23 protein-coding genes are annotated in these 25,876 nt (G+C 44.6%); 11 read left to right on the top strand and 12 right to left on the bottom strand.

The window, feature by feature from the left end:
* The first annotated feature begins 72 nt into the window (after nucleotides 1-72).
* Nucleotides 73-1,830, top strand: coding sequence for an ABC transporter ATP-binding protein (locus tag ACTHQF_RS04045; protein WP_440428578.1), 1,758 nt, complete (start codon nucleotides 73-75; stop codon nucleotides 1,828-1,830).
* Here ACTHQF_RS04045 and ACTHQF_RS04040 read toward each other — a convergent pair whose 3' ends face one another.
* The 5 genes from ACTHQF_RS04040 to pnuC form a co-directional block, all read right to left on the bottom strand.
* Nucleotides 1,831-3,105 (bottom strand): MFS transporter, encoded by a 1,275-nt coding sequence (locus tag ACTHQF_RS04040; RefSeq protein WP_440428576.1) that lies wholly within the window; start codon nucleotides 3,103-3,105, stop codon nucleotides 1,831-1,833.
* A 156-nt stretch (nucleotides 3,106-3,261) separates the two neighbouring features.
* On the bottom strand, nucleotides 3,262-3,894 hold the full coding sequence (locus tag ACTHQF_RS04035; protein WP_440428575.1) for a thiamine phosphate synthase: 633 nt from the start codon (nucleotides 3,892-3,894) through the stop codon (nucleotides 3,262-3,264).
* Between the two features lie 3 nt (nucleotides 3,895-3,897).
* A complete protein-coding gene (locus ACTHQF_RS04030) occupies nucleotides 3,898-6,360 on the bottom strand; it encodes a TonB-dependent receptor (RefSeq protein WP_440428574.1) in 2,463 nt (820 codons plus the stop codon).
* Nucleotides 6,361-6,687: 327 nt separating this feature from the next.
* The gene (locus ACTHQF_RS04025) at nucleotides 6,688-7,206 is read right to left on the bottom strand and encodes an AAA family ATPase (protein WP_440428572.1); all 519 of its coding nucleotides are present in this window, start codon (nucleotides 7,204-7,206) and stop codon (nucleotides 6,688-6,690) included.
* Nucleotides 7,199-7,822, bottom strand: a complete 624-nt coding sequence (pnuC, locus tag ACTHQF_RS04020; RefSeq protein ID WP_440428571.1) for a nicotinamide riboside transporter PnuC — start codon at nucleotides 7,820-7,822, stop codon at nucleotides 7,199-7,201. The genes ACTHQF_RS04025 and pnuC overlap by 8 nt, the downstream gene beginning before the upstream one ends.
* 451 nt (nucleotides 7,823-8,273) lie before the next feature.
* Here pnuC and ACTHQF_RS04015 point away from each other — a divergent pair, with 451 nt between their 5' ends.
* Both ACTHQF_RS04015 and carB read left to right on the top strand, forming a co-directional pair.
* Nucleotides 8,274-8,591, top strand: a complete 318-nt coding sequence (locus ACTHQF_RS04015; RefSeq protein ID WP_440428569.1) for a carboxypeptidase regulatory-like domain-containing protein — start codon at nucleotides 8,274-8,276, stop codon at nucleotides 8,589-8,591.
* A gap of 159 nt (nucleotides 8,592-8,750) precedes the next feature.
* Nucleotides 8,751-11,567, top strand: coding sequence for a carbamoyl-phosphate synthase large subunit (carB, locus tag ACTHQF_RS04010; protein ID WP_440428567.1), 2,817 nt, complete (start codon nucleotides 8,751-8,753; stop codon nucleotides 11,565-11,567).
* 310 nt (nucleotides 11,568-11,877) lie between these two features.
* Here carB and radA read toward each other — a convergent pair whose 3' ends face one another.
* The 4 genes from radA to ACTHQF_RS03990 all read right to left on the bottom strand — a co-directional run bounded on the left by radA (nucleotide 11,878) and on the right by ACTHQF_RS03990 (nucleotide 16,323).
* A complete protein-coding gene (gene radA, locus ACTHQF_RS04005) occupies nucleotides 11,878-13,254 on the bottom strand; it encodes a DNA repair protein RadA (protein WP_440428565.1) in 1,377 nt (458 codons plus the stop codon).
* Between the two features lie 97 nt (nucleotides 13,255-13,351).
* Nucleotides 13,352-14,902 carry an Rne/Rng family ribonuclease gene (locus ACTHQF_RS04000; RefSeq protein ID WP_440428563.1) on the bottom strand — a complete coding sequence of 517 codons (1,551 nt, stop codon included), beginning with the start codon at nucleotides 14,900-14,902 and terminating at the stop codon, nucleotides 13,352-13,354.
* A gap of 248 nt (nucleotides 14,903-15,150) precedes the next feature.
* Nucleotides 15,151-16,011, bottom strand: a complete 861-nt coding sequence (locus ACTHQF_RS03995) for a tetratricopeptide repeat protein (protein WP_440428562.1) — start codon at nucleotides 16,009-16,011, stop codon at nucleotides 15,151-15,153.
* A gap of 6 nt (nucleotides 16,012-16,017) precedes the next feature.
* The gene (locus tag ACTHQF_RS03990; RefSeq protein WP_188625318.1) at nucleotides 16,018-16,323 is read right to left on the bottom strand and encodes an HU family DNA-binding protein; all 306 of its coding nucleotides are present in this window, start codon (nucleotides 16,321-16,323) and stop codon (nucleotides 16,018-16,020) included.
* Between the two features lie 169 nt (nucleotides 16,324-16,492).
* Here ACTHQF_RS03990 and mutY point away from each other — a divergent pair, with 169 nt between their 5' ends.
* Both mutY and ACTHQF_RS03980 read left to right on the top strand, forming a co-directional pair.
* On the top strand, nucleotides 16,493-17,545 hold the full coding sequence (gene mutY, locus ACTHQF_RS03985; RefSeq protein WP_440428559.1) for an A/G-specific adenine glycosylase: 1,053 nt from the start codon (nucleotides 16,493-16,495) through the stop codon (nucleotides 17,543-17,545).
* 4 nt (nucleotides 17,546-17,549) lie between these two features.
* The gene (locus tag ACTHQF_RS03980) at nucleotides 17,550-17,972 is read left to right on the top strand and encodes a single-stranded DNA-binding protein (RefSeq protein WP_440428558.1); all 423 of its coding nucleotides are present in this window, start codon (nucleotides 17,550-17,552) and stop codon (nucleotides 17,970-17,972) included.
* Between the two features lie 297 nt (nucleotides 17,973-18,269).
* On the opposite strand, the gene ACTHQF_RS03975 is transcribed toward ACTHQF_RS03980, so the two are convergent.
* Nucleotides 18,270-19,688, bottom strand: a complete 1,419-nt coding sequence (locus tag ACTHQF_RS03975) for a DUF4270 domain-containing protein (protein WP_440428557.1) — start codon at nucleotides 19,686-19,688, stop codon at nucleotides 18,270-18,272.
* Nucleotides 19,689-19,706: 18 nt separating this feature from the next.
* The gene (locus ACTHQF_RS03970; RefSeq protein ID WP_440428986.1) at nucleotides 19,707-20,531 is read right to left on the bottom strand and encodes a glycogen/starch synthase; all 825 of its coding nucleotides are present in this window, start codon (nucleotides 20,529-20,531) and stop codon (nucleotides 19,707-19,709) included.
* A gap of 149 nt (nucleotides 20,532-20,680) precedes the next feature.
* On the opposite strand from ACTHQF_RS03970, the gene panC reads away from it, so the two are divergent.
* The 3 genes from panC (at nucleotide 20,681) to ACTHQF_RS03955 (ending at nucleotide 23,147) form a co-directional block, all read left to right on the top strand.
* Nucleotides 20,681-21,520: a pantoate--beta-alanine ligase gene (panC, locus tag ACTHQF_RS03965; RefSeq protein WP_440428556.1), complete on the top strand. Its 840-nt coding sequence runs from the start codon at nucleotides 20,681-20,683 to the stop codon at nucleotides 21,518-21,520.
* 39 nt (nucleotides 21,521-21,559) lie between these two features.
* On the top strand, nucleotides 21,560-21,910 hold the full coding sequence (panD, locus tag ACTHQF_RS03960; RefSeq protein ID WP_440428555.1) for an aspartate 1-decarboxylase: 351 nt from the start codon (nucleotides 21,560-21,562) through the stop codon (nucleotides 21,908-21,910).
* A gap of 97 nt (nucleotides 21,911-22,007) precedes the next feature.
* Complete coding sequence (locus ACTHQF_RS03955; protein ID WP_440428554.1) at nucleotides 22,008-23,147, top strand: acyl-CoA dehydrogenase; 1,140 nt, start codon at nucleotides 22,008-22,010, stop codon at nucleotides 23,145-23,147.
* Nucleotides 23,148-23,149: 2 nt separating this feature from the next.
* On the opposite strand, the gene ACTHQF_RS03950 is transcribed toward ACTHQF_RS03955, so the two are convergent.
* Nucleotides 23,150-23,491: a phage holin family protein gene (locus tag ACTHQF_RS03950; protein ID WP_440428553.1), complete on the bottom strand. Its 342-nt coding sequence runs from the start codon at nucleotides 23,489-23,491 to the stop codon at nucleotides 23,150-23,152.
* A 31-nt stretch (nucleotides 23,492-23,522) separates the two neighbouring features.
* Between ACTHQF_RS03950 and ACTHQF_RS03945 the strand changes: the two genes are divergently transcribed.
* The 3 genes from ACTHQF_RS03945 to nusA all read left to right on the top strand — a co-directional run bounded on the left by ACTHQF_RS03945 (nucleotide 23,523) and on the right by nusA (nucleotide 25,762).
* A complete protein-coding gene (locus ACTHQF_RS03945; RefSeq protein ID WP_440428552.1) occupies nucleotides 23,523-23,957 on the top strand; it encodes a hypothetical protein in 435 nt (144 codons plus the stop codon).
* A gap of 102 nt (nucleotides 23,958-24,059) precedes the next feature.
* On the top strand, nucleotides 24,060-24,524 hold the full coding sequence (gene rimP, locus ACTHQF_RS03940; RefSeq protein WP_440428551.1) for a ribosome assembly cofactor RimP: 465 nt from the start codon (nucleotides 24,060-24,062) through the stop codon (nucleotides 24,522-24,524).
* Nucleotides 24,525-24,526: 2 nt separating this feature from the next.
* The gene (gene nusA / locus ACTHQF_RS03935) at nucleotides 24,527-25,762 is read left to right on the top strand and encodes a transcription termination factor NusA (RefSeq protein WP_440428550.1); all 1,236 of its coding nucleotides are present in this window, start codon (nucleotides 24,527-24,529) and stop codon (nucleotides 25,760-25,762) included.
* The last annotated feature ends 114 nt before the right edge of the window (nucleotides 25,763-25,876 follow it).

Genomic DNA, 25,876 nt, shown 5'->3' with positions numbered 1-25,876 from the left:
TAGTAAAAAAAAGGGAATATGGCAGCTGCTGTATTCCTTTTTTTATTTTTGTTCCTCATATCTCCGGCCTGAATGAAATTACTCTTAGCCTATCTAAAAGCATACAAGTGGATCGTTATCCTGGCCCTTGTGCTTGCTTCCTTAAACATTGGTTTTTCTTTACTTGATCCATATATCACCGGTTTGATCGTAGACCGCTTTATTGAGCGCAAAGATGACCTGAGCCGCAATGAATTTGTTTGGGGCGTACTTGGCCTGGTAGGCCTTGGTGTAGCTGCAGCAATGGGCTCCAGGATCGCTAAGAACCTGCAGGATTACTTTACCAGCATTATTGTGCAGAAAGTAGGTGCACAGATGTATGCAGACGGTTTAAAACATTCACTGGAGTTGCCCTACCAGGTTTTTGAAGATCAGCGTAGCGGGGAAACCCTGGGCGTGCTGCAAAAGGTGCGTCAGGACAGTGAGAAGTTCATTACTTCATTTATCTCTGTACTCTTTGTGAGTCTTATCGGAATGGTCTTCGTGATCGTTTATTCGGTAACGGTGAGTTACAAAGTGACGCTGATCTATTTTGCTGCCATCCCGATCATCAGTCTGGTGAGCTGGTTGCTGAGTAATAAGATCAAGGTTATTCAACGTACGATCATTAAGGAAACAACCGCGCTTGCGGGTTCAACCACGGAATCCTTACGTAATATTGAGCTGGTGAAAAGTCTCGGATTGGCCAATCAGGAGATTGAGCGGCTGAACAAGACCACCTACAAGATTCTGGGATTGGAGTTGAAGAAGGTAAAATATGTTCGTAGCATGAGCTTCCTGCAGGGAACAACGGTGAACTTTGTACGGAGTTGTATGGTGGTGGTTTTGCTGATCCTGATCTTTGACAACACCATATCGCCGGGACAGTACTTCTCGTTCTTGTTTTACTCCTTCTTTCTTTTTGGTCCGCTGCAAGAGCTTGGAAATGTAATCCTATACTGGCGCGAAGCGGAAGTATCCCTGGATAACTTCAAGCGTATTCTAAGTATTCCGGTAGATCAGAAACCAGCAAATCCCGTAAAGCTGGAGCGTATTACTCGTCTGGCTTTTAAGGGTGTGAGCTTTAAACACCTGACCGGGCAGCAGAACGCACTTACGGACGTCTCCTTTGGAAGCAATAATGGGGAGACAATAGCCTTTGTAGGTCCTTCCGGCTCGGGTAAAACCACTTTGGTGAAGCTGCTTGTAGGGCTATATAAACCTGTTCAGGGCAGTATCCTCTATAACGATACCCCGGCAGAGGAGATTGATCTGGATCAGCTTCGTGAGAAGATCGGCTTCGTGACTCAGGATACGCAGCTGTTTTCAGGTACCATAAGGGAGAACCTGCAGTTTGTACGACCGGGTGCAACCGATGAAGAATGTATGTTCGTGTTACGTCAGGCGGCTTGTGAGAATCTGCTTGCGCGTGCAGATAAAGGTCTGGACAGTGTTATTGGTGAAGGTGGTGTTAAGGTTTCCGGCGGTGAAAAGCAGCGACTATCTATTGCGCGTGCTTTGCTGCGTAAGCCGGATATCCTGGTCTTTGATGAGGCTACTTCTGCGCTGGACTCCTTGACGGAAGAGGAGATCACAGCTACCATCAGAGACGTTTCCGAACAGACCAGTCATATCACCATCTTGATTGCACACCGGCTATCTACCATCCGCCATGCGGACCGCATATACGTGCTGGAGCGTGGTAAGATCATCGAACAGGGCCGCCATGAGGACCTGCTGGATGAAAAGGGACTGTACTATGCCATGTGGCGCCAGCAGGTGGGCGAACGGGTGCCTGAAGTAAATGGCTAACTAAGTTGTATGCTCGTTGATCTCTTCAAGGGATAGCTTGGTCATGCCTTTGGTCTTCATGTAGGTGATGCCGGCCACGAGTATGGTCATGCTACCGCCGAACACCACTGCGGGCACGGTGCGCATGAGTTTTGCAGTGAGCCCGGATTCAAAGGCGCCGATCTCGTTGGATGAGCCGATGAACATGCTATTCACCGCAGAGACCCTGCCCCGCATCTGATCAGGGGTGAGCAGCTGCATGATTGTGGAGCGGATGATCACGCTTACACTGTCGAACGCGCCTTCCATAAACAGGAATGCAAGTGTTAAATAGAAGTTTTTAGAAAGGCCGTAACAGATAATACTGGTTCCAAATCCCGTTACCGCGATCAGCAGGTTACGCCATGGCTTGTTCATCGGCGAAAAGCGCGTCATCAGGAACATGGTGATCACTGCACCGCTGGATGCTGCTGCACGCATGAATCCCAGTCCTTCAGAGCCAACTTTCAGGATGTCGTTTGCAAATACGGGCAATAGTGCCACGGCCCCGCCGAAGAATACCGAAAAGAGATCCAGGCTCATGGCACCCAACATCATCTTGTTGTTAAATACGAACTTTACGCCTTCGGTAAGGCTCTTGATGATACTGTCTTTGGGGATGAATGTGGGTGGATGTGGTTTCAGGAAAAAGATACAGATGAGTGCAACACCAATGAAAAACAGGATCAGGGAATAGGTGGCGGTGATGCCAAAGAAACCGTAGATCAGCCCGCCCATCGCAGGGCCGATGATGGAAGCTGCCTGCCAGCTGGAGCTGTTCCAGGTGCTGGAGTTTGGATAGATCTCTTTGGGTACGATCTGAGCCATCAGGGAGAAGGTTGCCGGGCTGAAGAAACCCCGCGCAATACCGATTCCGAATACCATCAGGTACATGATAGGCACGATATAGTTTACGGGTACATAGGGCTGCATCTGACTGGAGGTTACCAGCAGCATCACCAAGGAACAGATGAATACGCCTATAAAGACTTTTAAGAGTAAGCCACGCTTTTCGGACTTATCGGCCACGTAGCCGCCATATAGTGCAATGCTGATGGCCGGGATGGCTTCACAGAGACCGACCAGCCCTAAGGCTAGCGGATCTTTGGTAAGGTGGTATATGTGAAAGCCAATGATTACGGCCTGCATTTGGTAAGCAAAGGTGAAAAAGAACCGCATGCCCAGGTAGGAGCGGAATTCTTTGTAACGCAGGGCCGCGTAGGGGTCCTTCTTGTCGATGATGGTAGCTTTTTGCAAGAGGTGTATTTTTAAACAAAGGTAACTGCTAATCGCTAAAAACTAACCATTTGTTTAAAGGAAAAAGGGGCTGATTGTTATGATACAACCAGCCCCTTTCTTTAGCTGTTTTTCCGTGTTTTATGGCCTACAATTTTTTATTAGCCGCTTAGTGTTTTAGCGCAACTTCTGGTAGAAATCCAGGTATGCGGCTTCAACGTCTTCTGCCTGATTGATTGCCGAAGAAACCGCTATGCCGAATATACCGGTCTGCATAAGTGCCTCTACATCATTGATGGTTACACCACCTACAGCAAGGACGGGTAGGTTTACCTGCATTTCTTTGAGTTTTAGCATGGCCTGTTCGTAACCTCGAGCGCCTAGATGTGGGTAGCTGTTTGGTTTAGTGTCTGTGTGGGCAAAGGGACCGAAGCCGGCATAATCTACACCTTCTTTCGCGAGGCGCAGCAATCCTTCGAGCGTGTTGGAAGAGCCGCCGATGGTACAGGCTTCGCCAACTTGCGCACGGATGCGCAGGAAGTCGGCATTCATGTCTTCCATGTGAAAGCCCTGGATATCTGCTTTTCCTTGCAGGTGAATATGATCGGTAACAATGAGCGTGGCACCCCAGTCGTCACAGATGGTCGCAATTTCATTGATGTCTGCTAGAAGTGCATCATCATCTTTGGTCAGGCAACGGTACTGGATCCATTTTCCGCCGGCTTCACACACGATTCTTGCCTGTTCCACATGGCTCAGGTGGTCTAAGTCGTGGGTGATGAAGTGTAGTTGCTCAATGTATTTTTTCATTGCTTAGAACTTTAGGTTTAAGGATAGTAGAAAGTTTGTGCCGGCTTGCGGGAAATAAAAGTTCTCCGTGGTTCTTACACCCTGGTACAACGAGCTGTAGGTATAACCGTTACTTTCATACTTTCTGTCAAAAATATTATTTATAAGTAAGCTAAGGTTTACTTTTTTAACGCCTAAAGCAGTAAACGTATAACCTGCGCGAATGTTACTCACATAATATGCATCCAGTTTGCGGGTATCATCTTGTGTGTTGTCCAGGTACTGTTTGCTTACATACTTGTTCTGGAAAGCAATAGCAAGCCCTTTTGCTGGTGCGTAAGCAAGCTCCGCAAAGGCGACCGCTGCAGGTGAGAAGGAGATATCGGTATCCTTGTAATCCGTCGTGATGATGTTGCTGATGTCGCCATTGTCATCATATTCATAAAGATAATCGATGTAGTTCTTGATCTTGTTGCGGCTCAGGGCAGCATTGGCATTGATCAGGAACTTTGGACTGATGGTGTAAGATGCATCCAGCTCGACACCCAAGCGGTAGCTGTCATCCACATTCTGGCGGATGGATTCACCTACATCATTGATCTTTCCGGTCAGTACCAGCTGATCTTTGTACTGCATGTGGTAGATGTTCAGGCCCGCCTGTAGTTTTTCGTTTTTAAACCGGTACCCTGCTTCGGTATTGTACAGGCGCTCTGAGAGCGGGTAAAGGTTTGCTGTTGCATTGATGTAATCGTCGCGGTTGGGTTCCTTGTTGGCAACACTGAAGGATGCGTAGAAGTTGCTTTGCGGATTGAGGAAGTAGGTTGCGCCAACTTTAGGGTTAAAGAAGTTCAACTTATCGGTAATGTCCAGCTGGTTCAGGTTTTTCTCTGTTCCACGCACGGTATAGTTTAAGTTGCGGTATTGCAGGTCGGCAAAGAGGCTCAGCTTTTCACTTGGACTGAAGTTCAGCTTTCCGAAGATGTTGAAGTCCTGCTTTTTGCCGGTGTTATCATAGTAATGATCGCCCAGGTTCCCGTCTGAGGCGAACTGCGCCCAGGTGATCTCACCGAAATGTTTACCATCATACTCGTTGTAAGCACCGCCGATGGTAAAGTTCAGCTGGCTGTTTGCCTGGTAGTTCAGGTTGTAGGTAAGGCCATAGAAGTTATTGTCGAGCCACCTGCGCCGAACCAGGTTGGTACGCGTAGTAGTATCACCACCAAGGATCACATCTGCGAGGCCATAGTTCTTGAACTTCTGGTCTGCCTTGTATTCTTCATAGTACCCGCGGCCGTCGGTATAGTGCAGTGCGCCGTTAAAGGTAAGCTTGTCGCTTAGCTGGCGGGCATAAAGCAGCTGATAGTGGTTTTGCCAATAGTTGTCGGTTTGGTCCTTGTAGGTGAAAGGGTTGTAGGTGCGGTTACCGGAGTTCAGCAGGTTCGCGGCATCAGCTTCGGATAGGTAGTTCCTGGCAATGTAGGCCTGCATGCCTGGCAGATCACCATTTAACCGGGATTCCGGAATACCATTCCAGGCCTGGTAGGTTTGCTCTGATCCGCCAAAGACGTTCAGGCGGATCAGGTCGTTTTTGCCCTGGTAAGCACCGGAAAGGAAGTAGGACTTCAAATCGGAAGCAGCGCGGTCAATGAAGCCATCAGATTTTATTCTGGACAGTCGCCCATCAAAGCTCCATTTATTGTTGATGAGGCCGGTACCGAGTTTCACGGTGTTCTTCCAGGTATCGAAGGATCCATAGGTATTGTTGAGCTCGGCATAGGGCTCAGCGCTGGTTCCTGTAGTTTGGATGTTCAGGCTACCGCCGAAAGCCCCGGCGCCGTTGGTGGAGGTACCTACGCCACGCTGGATCTGGATGTTATCTACGGAGGAGGCGAAGTCTGGCATATTCACCCAGAACGTGCCCTGGCTTTCGCTGTCGTTATATGGAATGCCGTTCAGTGTTACGTTAACACGGGTGGCATCACTTCCGCGGATGCGAATACCGGTATAACCTACGCCACCACCCGCATCGGAGGTCACCACCACGCCGGGAGTATTGTTTAGAATGAAAGGCAGATCCTGTCCGAAGTTGTTGGCTTCGATCTCCTCGGTACCGATGTTTTTGAACGTTGTGGCAGAACGTTCGGTAGCCCGGGTGGAGCGCACAATCACTTCATCCGCCAGGAACGCCGAAGCGCTAAGCTGGAAGTCAAGGGTTTGATCTGCATTAAGGGAAATGGTTTGCTGGGCGGCAGTGAAACCGAGGTAAGTAACCACTACAGTGTAATCTCCTGCTTGCAGGTTATTGAAATGGTAGCTTCCGGAAGCATCGGTCTGCGTGTTTCTGGCTGGGCTTTGAATTCTGACACTTGCGCCGGGTAAGACTTTGTTTGTTCCCGCCTGGGAAACTTTGCCGCGAAGGCTTAGCTGTGCCTGTACAAATAAAGGCAGTAACATTACAGCCAGGGCTGTAAACAGTAACTTTTTCAATTTCTAACGTTTTTAGTTAAACCTGCTGTAAGTAGGGGTACTTACAGTGTAGTTAAACTCCATAACTCCAATCCCTACGCCGGCATTATCCGGATCAGGTTCATATAGCGGCAGGTTGTGTGTGCAGCTATAATGGGTATGTTCTCAGCCTGTTTTTGTGTTTCTTAGCAAAACAAGGCACCCCTTTTTGATGTCGCAAAGGTATGAAATTATTTCAAAACGCTGAATAGCGGGGCTTAGTTGTGAAACTGTTGTCCAGCTGTGCAGTTCGGGGGGTGTTTTGAAGAGGTGCCCAGACACTAATTCAGCGCACTTAGTTGTGGTTCGCTATTGTTCTAAGAAAGAATCTACTGCAGCTACAGCATTATCAAAGCGGTCTTCGATGCCGCTTATTACCACATAATTGGCATTTAATGCCTGAAGTTCCTTATGCCAGACCTCCATGAAGTGCTCCCGCTGATTGGGGAAGTCGCGCAAAGGGTCTTCCTGCCATGGCAGGTCAATGTCCATCAGCAGGTAGAAGTCGTAAGTTCTTTTAGGTAGTGCATCCAGCACGAGCTGTGGTGTGCGACCCAGCATGGCATCGCTCCAGATCTTAACCGTAACAAAGGTGGTGTCGCAAAAGATGAAGTCTTTATCCGCCATTGCGAGCACCGATTCTTCCAGCGCAACCTGGCCGTGGAACATGTTGATCTCGTCCTGCATGGTGCAAGGTTCCGTAAGTGCGGCGCAGTAGTACCTCGCAAATTCTGCTACCCACAAAGTATTATAATGTCTGGCCAGCTGCTGCGAGATGGTTGATTTGCCTGTACTCTCGGGCCCTACGATCGCTATCTTTTTAATCATGTTGTGTTCGGTAAATTTTGCGCCAGTCGGTATAACCTACCGCGGCAATGTAAACGTACAAGGCATACATCAGGGCTGTTGGGTACAATTCCTTAGAAAAGTAAACGCCTACGTAGATGATGTCTACGAAGATCCAGATCAGCCAGTTTTCCATCACCTTTCTGGCAAGAAAAACCTGTGCGACTAAACTGCATGCCGTGCAGAAGCTGTCAATGAAAGGGAAAGAAGCATCCGTATTGTAATGAAGCAAGTTGCCAAGAATATAGGTGAAAGCAATTACGGCCAAAATTGAAAGCAGGATCTCTTTTTTTGTAATGGATAGCACAGGGCTTTTCGCCTCTTCCAGGTTTTTATTGTTGCTCCAGAAGTACCAGCCATAAAGGTTCATGAAGAAAAAATAAACCTGCAAGCCCATATCGGCATAGAGCTTGGCTTCGAAAAAGATGATGGTATAGATAATTACGCTGATGATGGCAATCGGCCAGCTGAGGATGTTATTCTTTGCCGCGAGCCAAACGCAAAGAATGCCAGTGATTACACCCGCCCATTCAAGCGGTTTAGTTTGCGTGAAGAATTGCAGGAAACTTTCTTTCAGGGCATCAGCAAATAACAGCATGGTCAAAAGTAAATATCCTAAATACAAATACAACAAAAAATCCGGCAGGGAAATCTTTTCCTTGCCGGATAATAAACCAAACAAACTATTTATGAAGAATACCCTCGATTAAGAGGATGTTTTAAGTCAATTCTACTCGGTGCTGGTTACAACCACACCTGAAATCATGCGTCTGACTATTCCAGACAAAAGCAAATACCGCGTTGGCAATGTTTATGAACAGAACGGAAAAGTGATTAATGAAGTATGTTCAAACTGAAGGAAAAGACCCTTCTTTATATTTCATGACGTTGTTATGACGTCTAATGTTTTAAAGAAAATGTCTTTGTTACAGAGTGTTGAATTACAGCTAAATAGGCGCCCTGATTGTAACAATGAAAAAACTTTAAATTAAAAAAATAAAACAATTTAGAACGAAGGTTGTCTATTTGTCGAACTTAAAATGGCAATCATGGTAAAGAGCTTTTTAAAATATGCAGCATGTATTGTTCCACTTACGGCTGTATTTGCATTTACAAATGTTTTTGAAGGTGCGATTAAAGGTAGCGTGGTACCTGCGGAAGGTGCTAATCTCGTGATGGCCATTTCGGGGAAGGACACCATCAGTTCACCGATAACCGATGGTACATTCTTTTTAGCCAAAGTAAAACCGGGAACCTATTCGGTATGGTTCAAAGGTGTGGCGCCGTTTAAAGACACCCCAGTTGAGGGGGTCGCCGTGGTGGAGGGCAGCACTACTGATATGGGCGAAATTAAGCTACAGCAATAATATATAAACAATCAACCTAAACCTAGAGGCCACTCCTAACCAGAGTGGTCTTTTTTGTTGCTCGGTATCTCTTTAAACCATATCTTTGCACCCCGACAGGATAGTCGGGATATTACTTCATTTCGCATAGAACCTGTCGCTTCATATTTAAACGCAATTATGCCTAGAGACACCTCGATACGCTCAGTATTAATTATCGGTTCAGGACCAATTATCATTGGACAAGCCGCTGAATTTGATTATTCAGGTTCACAAGCAGCTTTATCCCTCAAAGAAGAGGGCATTTCAGTTTCCATTATCAACTCAAATCCGGCGACAATTATGACAGACAAGGTCATTGCTGACCATGTCTATTTACGGCCATTAACGGTTGACTCCATTGTTGAAATCTTAACTGAACAGAGCATTGATGCAGTTTTACCAACCATGGGTGGGCAGACAGCCTTAAACCTGTGTAAGGAAGCTGAGGAACGCGGTGTTTGGGAAAAATATGGCGTTAAGGTGATTGGGGTTGATGTTGCTGCGATTGAAAAAACAGAAAATAGGGAAGCTTTCCGCCAGCTGATGGTAGACATCGGTGTTGGCGTTGCGAATTCCAGAATCGCAAACTCCTTCCTTGAAGGTAAAGAAGCTGCACAAGAGATCGGCTATCCCCTTGTAATCAGACCTTCGTACACCCTTGGTGGTTCAGGAGGTGGTTTCGTACACAAAAAAGAAGAATTTGACCATGCGTTAAAACGTGGTCTTGAAGCCTCTCCAACACATGAGGTACTGGTAGAACAGGCGGTGTTGGGTTGGAAAGAATATGAGCTGGAGCTTTTGCGCGACAGCAATGACAACGTGATCATCATCTGTTCGATCGAGAACTTTGACCCAATGGGTATCCACACCGGCGATTCGATCACTGTTGCCCCTGCAATGACCTTATCTGATCGTTGCTACCAGGATATGCGTAATCAGGCCATCAAAATGATGCGAGCGATCGGTAACTTCGCTGGTGGTTGTAACGTACAATTCTCCGTAAACCCGGCGAACGACGAGATCATCGCCATTGAGATCAATCCTAGGGTTTCCCGTTCATCTGCCCTTGCAAGTAAAGCAACTGGTTACCCAATCGCGAAGATCGCTTCGAAACTGGCCATCGGTTACAACCTTGACGAGATCGAAAATCAGATCACCAAAACGACTTCCGCTTATTTTGAGCCAACCCTTGACTATGTAATCGTGAAGATCCCTCGTTGGAACTTTGATAAATTCAAAGGTGCGAACATGGAGCTAGGCTTGCAGATGAAATCTGTAGGTGAGGTTATGGCGATCGGCCGTACCTTCATCGAGGCTTTACAGAAGGCTTGTCAGAGTTTAGAGATCAGCAGAGCCGGATTAGGTGCTGATGGTAAACACAACCGTAGCATCGACGAGATCATGTACGGCCTGGAGCATGCCAGCTGGAACCGCTTATTCCTGATCAAAGATGCGATGAGCATGGGCGTTCCATTGGAATCCATCCGTAAAGTAACCAGAATTGATAAATGGTTCCTTTCTCAGATCCAGGAACTTGTTCAACTGGAAACAGAACTAAAAAGATATTCCTTAAACAACATACCGAAAGACTTCTTCGTAACGCTTAAACAGAAAGGCTTCTCTGATATTCAGATCGCTTACTTGTTGGGAAATGTTACTGAAGATGAAGTGTACGACCGCAGACATGCCTTAGGCATCAAGCGTGTTTACAAGATGGTAGATACCTGTGCAGCAGAGTTCTCCGCTAAAACACCTTACTACTACTCGACTTTCGAAGAAGAAAACGAGTCACACCGTTCGGAGAAAAAGAAAGTGATCGTACTAGGATCAGGACCAAACAGAATTGGTCAGGGTATTGAGTTCGATTATTCATGTGTGCACGGTATCCTTGCAGCCAAAGAAAGTGGCTACGAAGCGATCATGGTGAACTGTAACCCAGAAACGGTTTCTACAGACTTCAACATTGCTGATAAATTATACTTCGAGCCGGTATTCTGGGAGCATGTTCGTGAGATCATCGACCTGGAGAACCCTGAAGGTGTAATCGTGCAGTTGGGTGGCCAGACGGCGCTTAAGATGGCTGAGAAGCTTCATGAGCATGGTATCAAGATCATTGGTACCTCTTACAATGATATGGATGTTGCGGAAGACCGTGGCCGTTTCTCTGACCTGTTGAAAGAACTTGAGATTCCTTACCCAAGATACGGTGTTGCTGAAAATGCTGAAGAGGCTATTGTAGTTGCTAACGAAGTGGGCTACCCGGTATTGGTTCGTCCAAGTTACGTCCTAGGCGGACAAGGTATGAGCATCGTGATCAATGATGAAGACCTGGAGAAAGCGGTTGTGAAATTACTAGGTGACCTTCCTGGTAACCGTGTACTGATTGACCACTTCCTTGACCGTGCAGAAGAAACCGAGTCTGACTCCATCTGCGACGGTGAAGATGTACATATTGTAGGATTGATGGAGCACATCGAACCTGCAGGTATTCACTCCGGTGATTCAAGTGCAGTATTGCCACCGTTTGGTTTATCTGAAGAGGTTATTGCAAACATGGAGGCATACTCTAAAAAGATTGCGCGTGCGTTGAATGTACGAGGCTTACTAAACATCCAGTTCGCGGTTAAAGACAATAAAGTATATGTGATTGAAGCCAATCCAAGAGCTTCCAGAACTGTTCCTTTCATTGCGAAGGCTTACCAGGTTCCTTACATCAATATCGCCACAAAAGTAATGTTAGGTGTAAACAAACTGAAAGACTTCACTATTGAGCGCAAGCTTGAAGGGTTCGCGATTAAAGAGCCTGTGTTCTCTTTTGATAAGTTCCCTGAAGTAACCAAAGAATTAGGTCCGGAGATGAAATCTACGGGTGAAGCTATCCGTTTCATCAAAAACCTGGAAGATCCATACTTCCTTAAGCTGGTTAAAGACAAGTCCATGTACTTAAGTAAATAGTTCCTTCTTAATTTTAAATACAAGACCAGGCGAAAGCCTGGTTTTTTTATGCCCTAAAATCTGGCGCAAAAAAAAACCTCGTTACCCTCCGGTAACGAGATTTTAATCATCCCTATAATTATGTTAAAACCCACCTCTGGATTAGAACAATTAGGTATAGTCAATTTATGCTCCAACTTTGAATTCCAGCAAAAAACCCCCTAATTTACATTTAAAGACGCTTTTTAATGTGCCACAATACTTAGGTACATTCCACAGTGGGTATCAGATTCCCCAACATGTAGATATTAATTCAAGTTAAGGCTGCTTTTTAGCCAAATAAGATGGATAGTACATCTTCAATTTTGCTGATGCCAATCACCTCGATGCTGTACTTCTCCATGACCAACCCTTTCAAATTAAACTTCGAAACAAAGATCTTGTCGAAGCCCAGCTTCTGTGCCTCCAGAATACGCTGATCAATGCGGTTAACCGCACGGATCTCGCCCGAAAGGCCAACCTCTGCGGCAAAGCAGTTTTTAGAGCTTACCGGAATATCTTCATGGGAAGATATAATGGCCACGATTATGGCCAAATCGATCGCCGGATCTTCCACCTTAATACCACCTGCGATATTCAGGAACACATCACGGGTACTCAGCTTAAATCCACAACGTTTTTCCAGCACCGCAAGCAGCATATTCATCCGCCGGGTATCAAAGCCCGTAGCAGAACGCTGAGGCGTTCCGTAAGCTGCAATGCTCACCAATGCCTGTGTTTCTATTAACATTGGCCTGGCGCCCTCTAAAGTGGCTGAAATCGCAATGCCACTCAGCTCTTCATCCCGCTGAGAAAGCAGAATCTCCGAAGGATTGGAAACCTCGCGCAAGCCCGTGCTGTTCATGGCATAAATCCCCATCTCTGCTGCGGCACCAAACCTGTTCTTGATCGATCTCAAAATACGGTAAACATGGTGACGGTCGCCTTCAAACTGCAGCACCGTATCCACCATGTGCTCCAGGATCTTTGGGCCTGCAATTGCGCCATCTTTAGTGATGTGCCCGATCAGGAATACCGGGGTATCCGTTTCTTTGGCAAAACGAAGCAGTTCTGCGGTACATTCCCGCACCTGTGATACACTGCCAGGTGTGGATTCGATATGTGCGGAGTGCAGCGTTTGTATCGAGTCTACAATGATGATCTCTGGTTCCAGGATCTCGATCTGCTTAAATATATTCTGTGTAGAGGTTTCCGTGAGGATGTAACAGTCGGCCCGTGGTGTACTGGTAATGCGTTCTGCACGCATCTTGATCTGCTGCTCACTTTCTTCACCAGAAATGTACAACACCTTTTTATTATCAATGTTCAGTGCCAGCTGCAGCATCAGTGTCGATTTCCCGATGCCCGGTTCGCCACCAATCAAGGTCACTGATCCAGTTACCAGTCCGCCGCCAAGTACGCGGTCCAGCTCCTGGTCGCTCGTGCTCAAACGTTTCTCCGTCGACGAAACAATGGTGCTTACCTGACTGGGCACATTGCTGCGGTGCGTCGAAGAACTGGTCTTCCAGGAAGGCACTTTTGCGCTGCTCTTTTCAACGATCTCTTCAACAAAGGTATTCCACTGGTTACATGAGGGGCATTTGCCGAGCCACTTTGCGGATTCATAACCGCAGCTCTGACAGAAATAGGAGGATTTAGCTTTAGCCAATTGCTTAATATTTAGTTGTTACGAATTTAGCTTTTAATAACCGAAAAGTGCAGCAAGCAAAAAGGGTACTCTATTGAATACCCTTTTTGTTGTTGTTTTAGAGTTTGATCTCTTCTTCCTTGGAAGAAAGAATGTGAAATTCGGTTAGGTTGTAAGAGGAAACTGCGCGGATCTTAATTCGTTGTCCGAATTTGAAGAACCATTTCCATTGCAGGGAATAGATCCCTTTTTTAATGTACGCTTCAATGTATGGATGAACACACAAGGTTACGTTCTTTTCATTTTGCTCCCGAAGGATGTAGTTCAGGTTATTCTCAATGTCATCCATCAACACGATGCTGGCTTTGATTTCTCCCGTTCCACCGCAAGTCGGACATTTCTCGCTTGTCACGATGTTCATTTCAGGTCTAACCCGCTGGCGGGTGATCTGTACCAAACCAAACTTACTTGGAGGCAGGATGGTATGTTTGGCGCGATCAAGTTGCATCAGTTCACGCAGATCATCAAACAGGATCTTCCTGTTCAGTGGTTTGTGCATATCAATGAAGTCGATCACCACAATACCGCCCATATCTCGCAGTCTAAGCTGGCGGGCAATTTCTTTTGCAGCCTCTTTATTAACCTGTAAGGCGTTTTCTTCCTGGTTTTCCTTGCTTGCCGTTCTGTTTCCGCTGTTCACGTCAATAACGTGCAATGCTTCTGTATGCTCAACAACAAGGTAGGCCCCACCGGGTAGGTTTACGGTTTTACCGAAGCCATTTTTGATTTGCTTTTCGATCCCGAAATGCTCAAAGATGGGCTCTTTGTGTCTGTAATGTTTAACGATTTTCTCCATTTCCGGAGAGATCTCATGTACGTACGATTTGATGTCTTCGTACAGGTGTTGATCGTTAACATAAACGTTCGTGAAGTCTGTACTCAGAATATCACGGATTAAAGTTGAAGTGCGGTCCATTTCTCCCCACACTCTTTTTGAAGGCTCTGCATCAGGTAACTTCTTCATGAAGCTTTCCCATTTTGCAACAGAGTCCATCAAGTCTTTTTGTAACTCAGCAACGCCTTTCCCTTCGGAAACAGTTCTGATGATCACACCAAAGTTCTTAGGTTTAATACTTTCGATAATCTTTTTAAGTCGATTACGTTCGGTATTACTCTTAACCTTTTTAGAGATGGAGATCACATTTGAAAAGGGTACTAAAACAATGTACCGGCCTGCGATGGAAAGATCAGAACTTAGACGGGGCCCTTTGGTTGAAATAGGCTCTTTGGCTATTTGAACCGGCACCACCATGTTTTTGAAAACGACCTCTGATATTTTACCGGCCTTATTAATATCGGGCTCTAATTTGATATCATCGAGTAAATTTCCAGTAACTGATCCATTCCGCTTAATTTTTGTGAGCTTTATTAAAGACTGCACCTGAGGGCCTAGATCAAAATAATGCAGAAAAGCATCTTTCTCATAACCTACATCAACAAAGGCCGCGTTCAGGCCGGGCATAATTTTCTTAATGCGGCCTAAATAGATATCGCCTACAGCATAATTATTGTTGATGTGTTCCTTATGAAGCTCTACAAGGTGTTTGTCTTCAATCAAAGCTATGGTTACTCCTGTTGGAGCCGAATCGATAATTAATTCCTTTACCAAAAGCTAGAGATTTCAAGGTACGGATACCTTATTAATACATGGACTGAAAATAAAACACTATACGCAACAACATAGACCATGAATATGCTTGATCTATGTTGTTGCGTATATAAGAGTTAAGAAATTACTTTTTCTTATGTCTGTTTTTTCTTAAACGTTTTTTGCGTTTGTGGGTGGCCATTTTATGTCTTTTTCTTTTTTTACCGCTTGGCATAATTTTAAAGTTTAATATTTTAAAAATCTGTTGATTAAATTTTTTCTTGCAGCTCGGCTACTTTTCTGTCAATAAATTTAGACAGGGTAAGGTTACCGGCTAGCTTTTTACTTTGCAAATAGGCATCTATAGCTTCTTTGTTTTTTCCTAAGCTCTCGTAAGAGGTTGCCAGATAGAAATAAGCATCCGGTGATGGTTTGATGGCAATGATGTCATTAAACCTGGCGATGGCTTTATCAAACTGACCTGACTTAATTGCAAAGATGCCTAAACTCATGTTTGCTTTTAGGTTTTTCGGATCTTTTTTAACCACGTCCATCAGCATGGCGATACCTTGCATCGGCATACCCATACCATTGACGATGGTAATTCCCAATCCGGTTTTCGCATCCAGATTCGTAGAATCCAGTGCTACAGCTGCGCTGTATGAAGCATTAGCTTTTTGCAACAGGGGCTGCAACAATGTGCTGTCCCTGCTGTTATCAAATGCTTTCATCAGCTTCTCGCCAGAGGCAAGCCAGCTATTTAATGTTTTTTCCTGCTGTGCCACCATTTCCAGGTACAAGGCACTTGGAACAGGTTGATCTACCGCATCCCACTTTTTAGCAAGTGAAGCTGCAAGGCTGATTTTTTTACTGCCGTTTGAAGTCTTGAATTCGTTTTCCAGTGTAGAGATCTCTTTCGCAACGGCAGAGCCGACTAAGTTCTTCCCTACCGTGGAAACCTCATCCAGATTAATCTCAGCGGCTTCAGCCTGCATTTGCCCTGCTGCAGGTGCAGCGGTGGTATCTTCCTTCGGTTTAACCAGGCCCTTAATATCCCGTGTAAACAAAAATACAACCAGCAGTAAAACTGCCGAAACTAAGATGATTTGTTTAGAACGGGTATTTGACATGATTAATTAGGCTTCTACAGCAGTAATTTTTTTAGAGTTGTTTTTTACTTTCTCCACGAACACTTTCGCAGGCTTAAAGCTTGGCACAAAATGCTCAGGGATAATGATCGCAGTATTCTTAGAAATATTTCTGGCTGTCTTTTGCGCACGTTTCTTTACAACAAAACTTCCAAAACCTCTGACGTATACGTTCTCGCCACTGATCATGCTATTTTTAATTACCTTGAAAAAAGCTTCAACTGCTTCCTGCACATCTACTTTCTCAATTCCTGTCTTTGTTGATATTTCTGTAATAATATCTGCCTTAGTCATATTCGTTATTATTAATTTATTGTGTGTTATGTTTATCAGTGTTTTGGGGTTGCAAAAGTATTGCTTTTTAACGAGATAGGAAAATAAAAGATCATTTATTTGTAGTTTAAAGCATCAGCTGAATGCAAGTTTTGTAAATAAGTATTAATAAGCATGTACTTTTGCAGGCATGAATTTTCAACCGGAAATAATCACCTGGTATTTAAATAATAAACGTGAATTACCCTGGAGAAATACATCTGATGCTTACATTATTTGGCTTTCCGAAATTATCCTGCAGCAAACCCGCGTGGAGCAGGGTATGCCGTACTTCAACCGTTTTTTAAGCCGTTTCCCCACCGTAAAAGATTTTGCCGCCGCTTCGGAAGCGGAAATCCTGAAACTTTGGGAGGGTTTAGGCTATTACTCCAGAGGGAGGAACATGCTGCATACGGCCAGGGCTGTCATGGAGCTTCATGGCGGCATTTTTCCTACACAGTATGATACTTTGGTCAAGCTCAAGGGAATAGGCGCTTACACGGCTGCTGCAATCAGTTCTTTCTCTGCCAAAGAGTTACGTGCTGTAGTTGATGGTAACGTGTACCGGGTACTTGCCCGTTATTTTGGTATCGATCTGCCGATCAACAGTCCTGCAGGCCAAAAGCAGTTTGCTGCACTGGCTACCGAGTTAATCCAGGGCCAGGATCCTTCCATTTACAATCAGGCCATCATGGAGTTTGGTGCCTTGCAGTGCAAACCCAAAGTGCCGCTGTGTGAAAGCTGTCCCCTGCGCCCGGACTGCTTCGCATTTAAGCACCACCAGACACAGCTGCTGCCAGTGAAGCTGAAGGCTGCAGGTAAACGTGTCCGGCATTTCAACTACTTCGTAATCGAGCAGGATGGCCTGGTATTGATGAAACAACGCAGTGCCGGCGACGTCTGGCAGCAGCTCTATGATTTCCCCCTGGTAGAGACCGCTCAGGAGCATTATGCTGATCCGGAAATGTTCCAGAAAGCTATGCATGAACTGTTCGGATCAATCCCCGTTTTGCGTCCGGTGATAAACAAAAAACATGTACTTACGCACCAAATAATATATGTGCAGTTCTTTGCTTTAGACAATAATATCACTAACTTTAATACAAAGGCAGGTTTTAAATGGCTAAACAGCGAGGCCTTGATGGCTGTGCCAAAACCCAACGTCATTAACGACTTTGTTAAATTTTATCTAACCAAATTATAAGTCCATGTCAGGTATCAATAAGGTAATTTTAGTAGGACATTTAGGCAAAGATCCTGAAGTCCGGCATTTAGAAGGCGGTGTTACAGTTGCAAGTTTTCCTTTGGCGACTTCTGAGAGTTATAACAAAGATGGCAAACGTGTAGAACAAACTGAATGGCATAATATTGTGCTTTGGCGGGGACTGGCGGAGGTTGCCTCCAAATACCTGACCAAGGGTAAGCTGGTTTATATTGAGGGTAAATTACGTACCCGCACTTTCGAGGACCGGGAAAAGGTAAAAAAATATGTGACGGAAGTTGTTGCAGAGAACTTCACGCTACTTGGCCGCAAGAGTGATTTTGAAAACACAACACCTGCAGCTGCGGTTTCTAAACCAGAGCATGATTACTCGGGTTCTGCAGATATCGGAGGCGATATCCCGTTTTAAATAATCTCAAAGATTTTTGTAGCCGCTTTACCTGAAAATGGTAAAGCGGCTTTTTTAATGCCCACTGCTCCTGGCTTGAACCTGCGTTGCATGGGTATCCATGAGGCATTGATCCGCCAGTAAGGCGGTCAAGGGCGTATCAACGCCGGGTAGAGGGCGGCTTGAGGGCGGCTCAACCCCAAAGCCACTGGCTTTCCAGGTATAACCCGTATGCAAGCTTAACCCTCGCAGGAAAGTTTAGCGCAAAAAAAAGCCGCCTCACAAAAATGAGGCGGCTTAAATTATGTTTTGCGGCTACTATTGGATCTTAGTATAATAGATATTCAGCTTTACCTTGTTATTCGGATTATTGAACGATCCAATTACAGATCTGCCACCTGATGTTGGCACTGCTAAAAGCGTCGATTCTGTTCCTGTTGCACCTGTTGTTGCAATATAGGTTCCGTAGTCCTGGGTTTTACCATCAAGTAAGTCTTGCAGGTAAGCCGTAATGACAAAGGAGTAGTTCTTTTTGGTTGCGTCGTAAGTACCACCGTAGTTTATTAATTTTCTTCGGTCAGTGCCTAAGGGATCATCCGGAATGTAAGCACGCTGACCAGCGATGTCATAACGGTATAATGCCAAACGATCAGCAGGTGTAAATGGCGCAACGTCAGTACCGGCAGCAAGGTCAACAACCAGCTCGGCTTTATTAATAATTACTTTGCCGCCCAGGTTCTGGATTAAACTTGCCAGGTGTGGGAAAGTGATCTTGTTCCTTAAGCCAGTGGTTCCTTGCAGGTAAGTCGTTTCATATTGAACACCCGGGTTTGCAAGTTGCGTTTCCACCGGGGTTCCAGTATAATCGTGTTTAACTGTTGCTGCGACAGGATTAAGACTGGTGCTTACCGGGAAGAGCGCTGACACGGTATCTTTTTTGGAAGCAGTGGTAGCATTATTTTGCTTGAAATAAACCTCAAGGCCAGCATCCTCGGTGTTTGATACATTGAAAAATGCCAGTGCACCTTTTCCCGAAACACCTTCTTTGTTTACACTTACCCGAAGTCCTTTAAAACGACTATTGAAAAATGCAGAGTTAACCAGTGCATTTGCAGGGATTCTCAGGATGCTTTCGGTGATAAAGTTGTTGTCGAGCTTAATTCTTAAAGCTTTCACGCTTTTCGTCGAGTCTGCTTTTCCGCTAACAACCTCGGTCACCCGAATTGCGGTATTCGGTCTAAGCCGGCCAGTGAAGTTACCGATAACACCATTTGGAACCAGTTCAGAACTGGTGTTTACACTCCATTCCTTATTGCTTGGGAAAGAGGTCTGTGTAGAAAGATTCTCGGTTAGCTGATGAACATTTACGCTGTATACGGAAGTAGAATCGCCGTAGAATCCACTTGCATAGGGTAGTAGCAATACGGCCGAGTCAAGTGTCGCATCCAGCTGGATCTTGTAGTTGGAACTTGGCAGGTTCACGCTCATGGCGATACTGGCCTCGGTTGTTCCTAAAACAGGATCGGTCAACAAGCCAAGTGGGTACCGGGCCAGGTTGTTTGTCGTCGTTGGATCCTCCAGTAAAGTCTGGGTGTTGATGGTTAGTGTGTCGATCAGCTCACCTTGAACAGCGGTTTCCGGATCAACGTCCAGGCCAATGGTATTCGAGGATTTACAGGACGCAAAAAGAAAAAGACCTATCAACAGGGTTAATAAGTCTATTTTGTAAAATTTCATAATAAATTAATAATGCTGTTAAGCTATTGACTGTAATTCTTCAGTTGAGATCTCTTCATACAGGTTGTAGAAGTTCTCAAAATCTTCTGTTAAATTATAAGCTAAAGTTGGCTTGTTAGAATCTTTAACAAATTTTAACACATCGTCTTCAAGCTTTTCGTCTGCTAACACCACTGCGTCTGAGTAAGTTATCGCACCAATATGCATGGTACTGCAATCTGCCTTTTCAAACACTTTAGTATCCGCTTCAGTCATGTTGTTCATCACTGCCTTAGTAGAAAGTTTCGAGTTAAGGGTTTCAGTGAAGCAGTTTTCATAAACAGAATAAACCACTTTAGCGCTTTTAAACGTCGGGTCATTCTTGTAGCTGGTTTTGATGTAAACCGGAACAAGAGAAGTCATCCAGCCATGGCAATGCACGATATCTGGTGCCCAGCCAAGCTTTTTAACGGTCTCCAAAGCGCCTTTACAAAAGAAAATTGCTCTTTCGTCGTTGTCTTCGTAAAATTTGCTTTCTTTGTCCCTGAAAACATACTTGCGGTGGAAGTAGTCTTCGTTATCCAGGAAGTAAACCTGCATGCGTGCTGCAGGAATAGAGGCAACTTTGATAATTAAAGGATTATCATTATCGTCAATAACGATATTCATGCCTGATAAGCGAATCACTTCGTGTAATCTATTCCTTCTTTCATTAATGTTTCCGAATTTTGGCATAAGAATCCGAATTTCGAATCCTTTGTCTTGCATTGCCTGAGGCAATTGGCGGGTAATTTCTGAAATTTTGGTTAGTTCGAGGAAAGGCGACATCTCGTGTGTAACAATCAGTAGCTTCGTTTTTGCCATCTCCATATTCGTAGATAAATTATGTTAAAGAAAAGATAATCAAGGCGCAAAGATAGCAAAATTATACCATTTATCAACTTCTTAGGCAAGATGTTTTGTTGGGAAATTATAATTAACCAACTTAGCCGCCTAAAATTTTAGAAGCTGTTTTGAAAGTAATAAATACGATAGCGGCATTGAAAATGCAGCTCGAGCCGGTAAATGCGGCAAACCAAAAAATTGCCCTGGTACCGACCATGGGTGCGCTTCATCCAGGACATGTTTCGCTCATCAAGGCTGCTCAGGAAATCGCAGATTTTGTAGTATGCAGCGTCTTTGTTAATCCAACACAATTTACAGATCCCAAGGATCTTGAAAAATATCCCCGCCCGGTAGAACATGACATCAAAATGCTTGAACAAGCAGGTTGTGATCTGGTATTTATGCCTTCGGTTCAGGAGATGTATCCGCAGCAGGAACAATGGCATATTGACCTTGGTTCTGCAGAATTCCTGCTTGAAGGTGCTTACCGTAAAGGGCACTACCAGGGTGTAACACAAATCGTTAAAAAGCTTTTCGATGCAGTGCAGCCGCATAAAGCGCTGTTCGGACAAAAAGACTATCAGCAAGTGCTCATGATCCAGAATATGGTTCATTACTTCAAACTGCCGATCGAGATCGTGACCTGCCCGATCATCCGGGAGCAGGACGGCCTGGCCATGAGTTCCAGGAATATCCATCTTTCTGCATCCGACAGGACCCATGCGCTGGTATTAAGTAAAGCGCTCCAGTATGTAAAAGAGCACTTTGAACAGGAAAGCATTGATGCGCTGGAGCTACATGCCAGCGAGATGATCAGCAATACACCAGGTGTGGAACTGGATTACTTCAGCATCGTAGATGGCAGCACCCTGGAAAAGCAAAGCGATAAAACCGCTAAAAACCTGGTTGCGTTGGTAGCTGCTAAGGTTGGTCATACCAGGCTCATAGATAATATGCTGTTGAGCTAATTGTATTATTTCCGTTTTAAAAATACCTAACTTTGTGGTATGATAATTCAAATTTTAAAGTCTAAGATTCACCGTGTAAAGGTGACTCAGGCTGAGTTGAACTATGTTGGAAGCATCACCATTGATGAAGATCTGATGGATGCTGCTCATATTATAGCAAACGAAAAGGTGCAGATCGTGAACAACAACAATGGTGAGCGTTTTGAAACCTACGTGATTAAAGGCGAGCGTGGCACTGGAATGGTGTGCCTGAATGGTGCAACAGCCCGCAAAGTGCAGGTAGGCGATATCTTGATCATTATGTCTTACGGCTCATTGCCGATTGAAGAAGCAAAGAAATACCATCCAATATTAGTTTTCCCCGACGACAACAACCATTTATTGAAATAAGTTACTGAAAGCTATTGTATTAAAATTGCTATGCTGCCATAATATTTAGTTCTTAAATACTAAATTTGGCCAGACCATATCTCATAAATACAATATTATGCAATTTCAATTAAGTGAAGAACAATTAATGATCCAGCAGGCTGCGCGGGATTTCGCACAGCATGAATTAAAACCTGGCGTTATTGAGCGTGACGAGCACCAGAAATTTCCGGCAGAACAGGTGAAAAAACTGGGTGAGCTGGGTTTCCTTGGTATGATGGTAGACGAAAAATACCATGGTAGCGGCCTGGATGCCTTGTCGTACGTTCTGGTTATGGAAGAGCTTTCTAAAATAGATGCTTCAGCCTCTGTTGTGGTATCTGTAAATAACTCCCTGGTTTGTTATGGCTTGGAAGCTTATGGTACAGAAGCCCAGAAAGAGCAATATTTAAAGCCATTGGCATCGGGTGAAAAGATCGGTGCATTTTGTCTTTCGGAGCCCGAAGCGGGCTCTGATGCCACTTCTCAGCAGACCACCGCAGTGGATATGGGCGACTACTATCTGCTGAATGGTACTAAAAACTGGATCACCAACGGTAGTACTGCATCTGTATACCTGGTCATTGCGCAAACAGACAGATCCCTAAAACATCGTGGAATTAATGCATTCATTGTCGAAAGAGGGATGGAGGGTTTTACCGTGGGTCCTAAAGAGAACAAACTTGGGATCAGGGGTAGTGACACCCATTCGCTGATGTTCAATGATGTGAAGGTGCCTAAGGAAAACCGCATCGGCGAAGATGGCTTCGGGTTTAAATTCGCGATGAAGACCCTTGAAGGTGGGCGCATCGGTATTGCAGCGCAAGCATTGGGCATTGCTGCAGGCGCCTATGAGCTTGCACTTGAATACGCTAAACAAAGAAAATCTTTCGGTAAAGCCATTGCAGATCATCAGGCCATCGCCTTTAAACTTGCAGACATGGCTACGCAGATTGAAGCAGCCAGAATGCTGGTTTATAAAGCCGCCTGGTTGAAAGATCAGGGACAGCCTTATACACTTGCAGGATCAATGGCTAAGCTTTATGCGTCGAAAGTTGCCATGGATGTAACCGTTGAGGCGGTACAGATCCATGGTGGTTACGGCTTTGTGAAAGAATACCATGTAGAGCGTCTGATGCGCGACGCAAAAATTACCCAGATCTATGAAGGTACCTCTGAGATCCAGAAAATGGTGATCTCCAGGGAGGTCCTTAAATAGTACTAGTCGTTTTTGGCAACAACGCCAAAGATGGACTTCATGATGGCTATGACAATGGCGAGTAGTGCTGCCGACCAGAATCCGGCGGTATGAAAGCCATCCAGCATGGCATCTACCAACAGGATCATCAATACGGTGATCACGAAAGAGAACAGCCCCAGGGTAAGGATGGTGATCGGAAACGTTAAGACGCGCAGGATAAATCCGATCGTTGCATTCGTAATTGCGATTAAGATCGCAGCAATAATTGCAGTTCCGAAACCATCAACCTGAACGCCAGGTACCAGGTAAGCTGCCAGGAGCATAATGATGCCCATGAGTAAGATGTCGATTATAATTTTCATCTGTTTGCCCTTCGTTTAATATATTAGTTGAATGTTAAAGTTCCCGTTTTGTTGTGTTGTGTTTATGCTGCTTTGTAGTCTTACTGCCTGCAATTCTACAAAAAATAAGCCGCTTGATATTGATTTCTCCGGCGATAGTACCTCGATTGTGATCAAGAACATTGATCCCGTAGGTATGGCTAAGATTAAAAATGGCGAACTTGGCGATTCCTTGCTGCAGGAGCTGGTAACCGTAATGGAATCTCCCTTGGCGGAAGATACTGCGGGCTTGCAGCTGCAGCTGTCAGGAAAGCTGCTGGCAGCCGGAGATTCTCTGATCTTTCAGCCGGCCAGACCCTTTGCGAAGGGCAGGAAGTATATGGTGCTCACTTATATCAACTCAAAATTTGCCGATTTCCAGTCGATTATAAAGAATAAGACGAAATTCAATATGGCGCCAAATCAAAAGGTACTTGAATTCTTGTAACCACTTGATTTTTAAATTAAAAAAAATATAATTACCTTTGTGCTCTAATAGAGGAATAGGAGGGGACAAAGGTCCCCTCTTTTCTTTTGTTAAAATTTTGATATGCAAGTAGAAAATAGAGTAAAAGAGTTAATTGAAGAAAAGATTTCGGATAGACCGGAACTGTTCTTGGTGGAAATTAAAATGCTTCCGAACAATAAGCTAATTATTCACGTTGATGGTGATGAAGGCATCAGTATCCAGGATTGTGCGGCCATAAGCAGGCATGTGGGTTTTCATTTAGAAGAGGAAAACGTTATTGAGCAGGCTTACAATCTGGAGGTATCTTCTCCTGGTGTTGGAGAGCCTTTGAAATTGAAGCGTCAGTACTACAAGAATGTTGGCCGGGATTTAAGTGTTAAATTTTCGGACGGCACGAAAAAAGAAGGTAAATTGTTGTCGGTAACAGATGATAACATTACCATCGAGGAGCAGATTAAAGAGAAAGGTAAAAAAGCGAGATTAGAGGAAACTGTAATCAGCTTTGATCAAATAGTAGAAACAAAGGTTTTAATTTCATTTAAATAAAAATGAGCAATATTAATTTAATCGATTCATTTCAGGAGTTTAAGGACTTCAAGAATATCGACCGTCCGACGGTAATCAGTGTGTTGGAAGAAGTTTTCCGTAGTATGTTGCGGAAGAAGTATGGCACGGATGAGAATTGCGACGTTATCGTGAACCCTGACAATGGAGATTTGGAGATCTGGCGCACCAGGAAAGTGATGGAAGATGGATTTTCTGAGGATGATGACCTTGAAATAGAATTATCTGAAGTAAAACAACTGGATCCGGATATGGAAGTTGGTGACGACTACATTGAGCAGATCACGCTGGAGAGTTTTGGTCGCAGGGCTATTTTAGCTGCCCGTCAGACTTTAGTTTCCAAAGTATTGGAGCTGGAGAAAGATGAGATCTTCAAGAAGTATAAGGACAGGGTTGGAGAAATTGTAACTGGTGAGGTTTACCAGGTATGGAAGAAAGAGACCCTGATTCTGGATGACGAGGGTAATGAGTTGATCATGCCTAAGACAGAGCAGATTCCGGCCGATTATTTCAAAAAAGGCGATACTGTACGTGCAGTAATCTCCAAAGTTGATATGGTAAACGCAACACCAAAGATCATTATTTCGAGGATTGCACCGGAGTTCTTACAAAGATTATTTGAGATTGAAGTACCTGAGATCTTCGATGGTCTGATTACGATTAAGAAGATTGTAAGAGAACCAGGAGAACGTGCTAAGGTAGCTGTGGAGTCTTACGACGATCGTATTGATCCGGTTGGAGCTTGCGTTGGTATGAAAGGTTCACGTATTCATGGTATTGTCCGGGAGTTGAAGAACGAAAATATCGACGTAATTAACTTCACCAATAACGTTTCTTTATATATCCAAAGAGCATTAAGCCCTGCGAAGATCACTTCCATTAAGCTTGATGATGAGACCAAACATGCTTCGGTATACCTGAAGCCAGATCAGGTTTCTTTGGCAATTGGTAGAGGCGGACATAACATTAAACTTGCGGGTAAGTTAACCGGGTATGAGATTGATGTTTACCGTGAAGCTGGTGAAGAGGATGAGGATGTGGATATTGAGGAATTCTCAGATGAAATCGATAGCTGGATCATTGATGAGTTGAAAGCTATTGGATGTGATACTGCGAAAAGTGTATTAACACTTTCAGTTGACGAACTGGTTAAACGTACGGACCTTGAAGAAGAAACGATCAAAGAAGTGATCAGTATTTTAAGGTCAGAGTTTGAATAGGCGTTTGTTAATTATTGAACCTGTATTATATTCTCTTAACAGATTAAAAAATAAGGTTATATGTGCTTCCAAATTTTAAAAACTAATTGTAAGGACATGAAATAAACAAGAATA

This window comes from Pedobacter sp. SAFR-022 (assembly GCF_051965375.1).
Lineage (GTDB): Bacteria > Bacteroidota > Bacteroidia > Sphingobacteriales > Sphingobacteriaceae > Pedobacter.
This window is presented reverse-complemented; position numbering and strand designations above follow the sequence as displayed.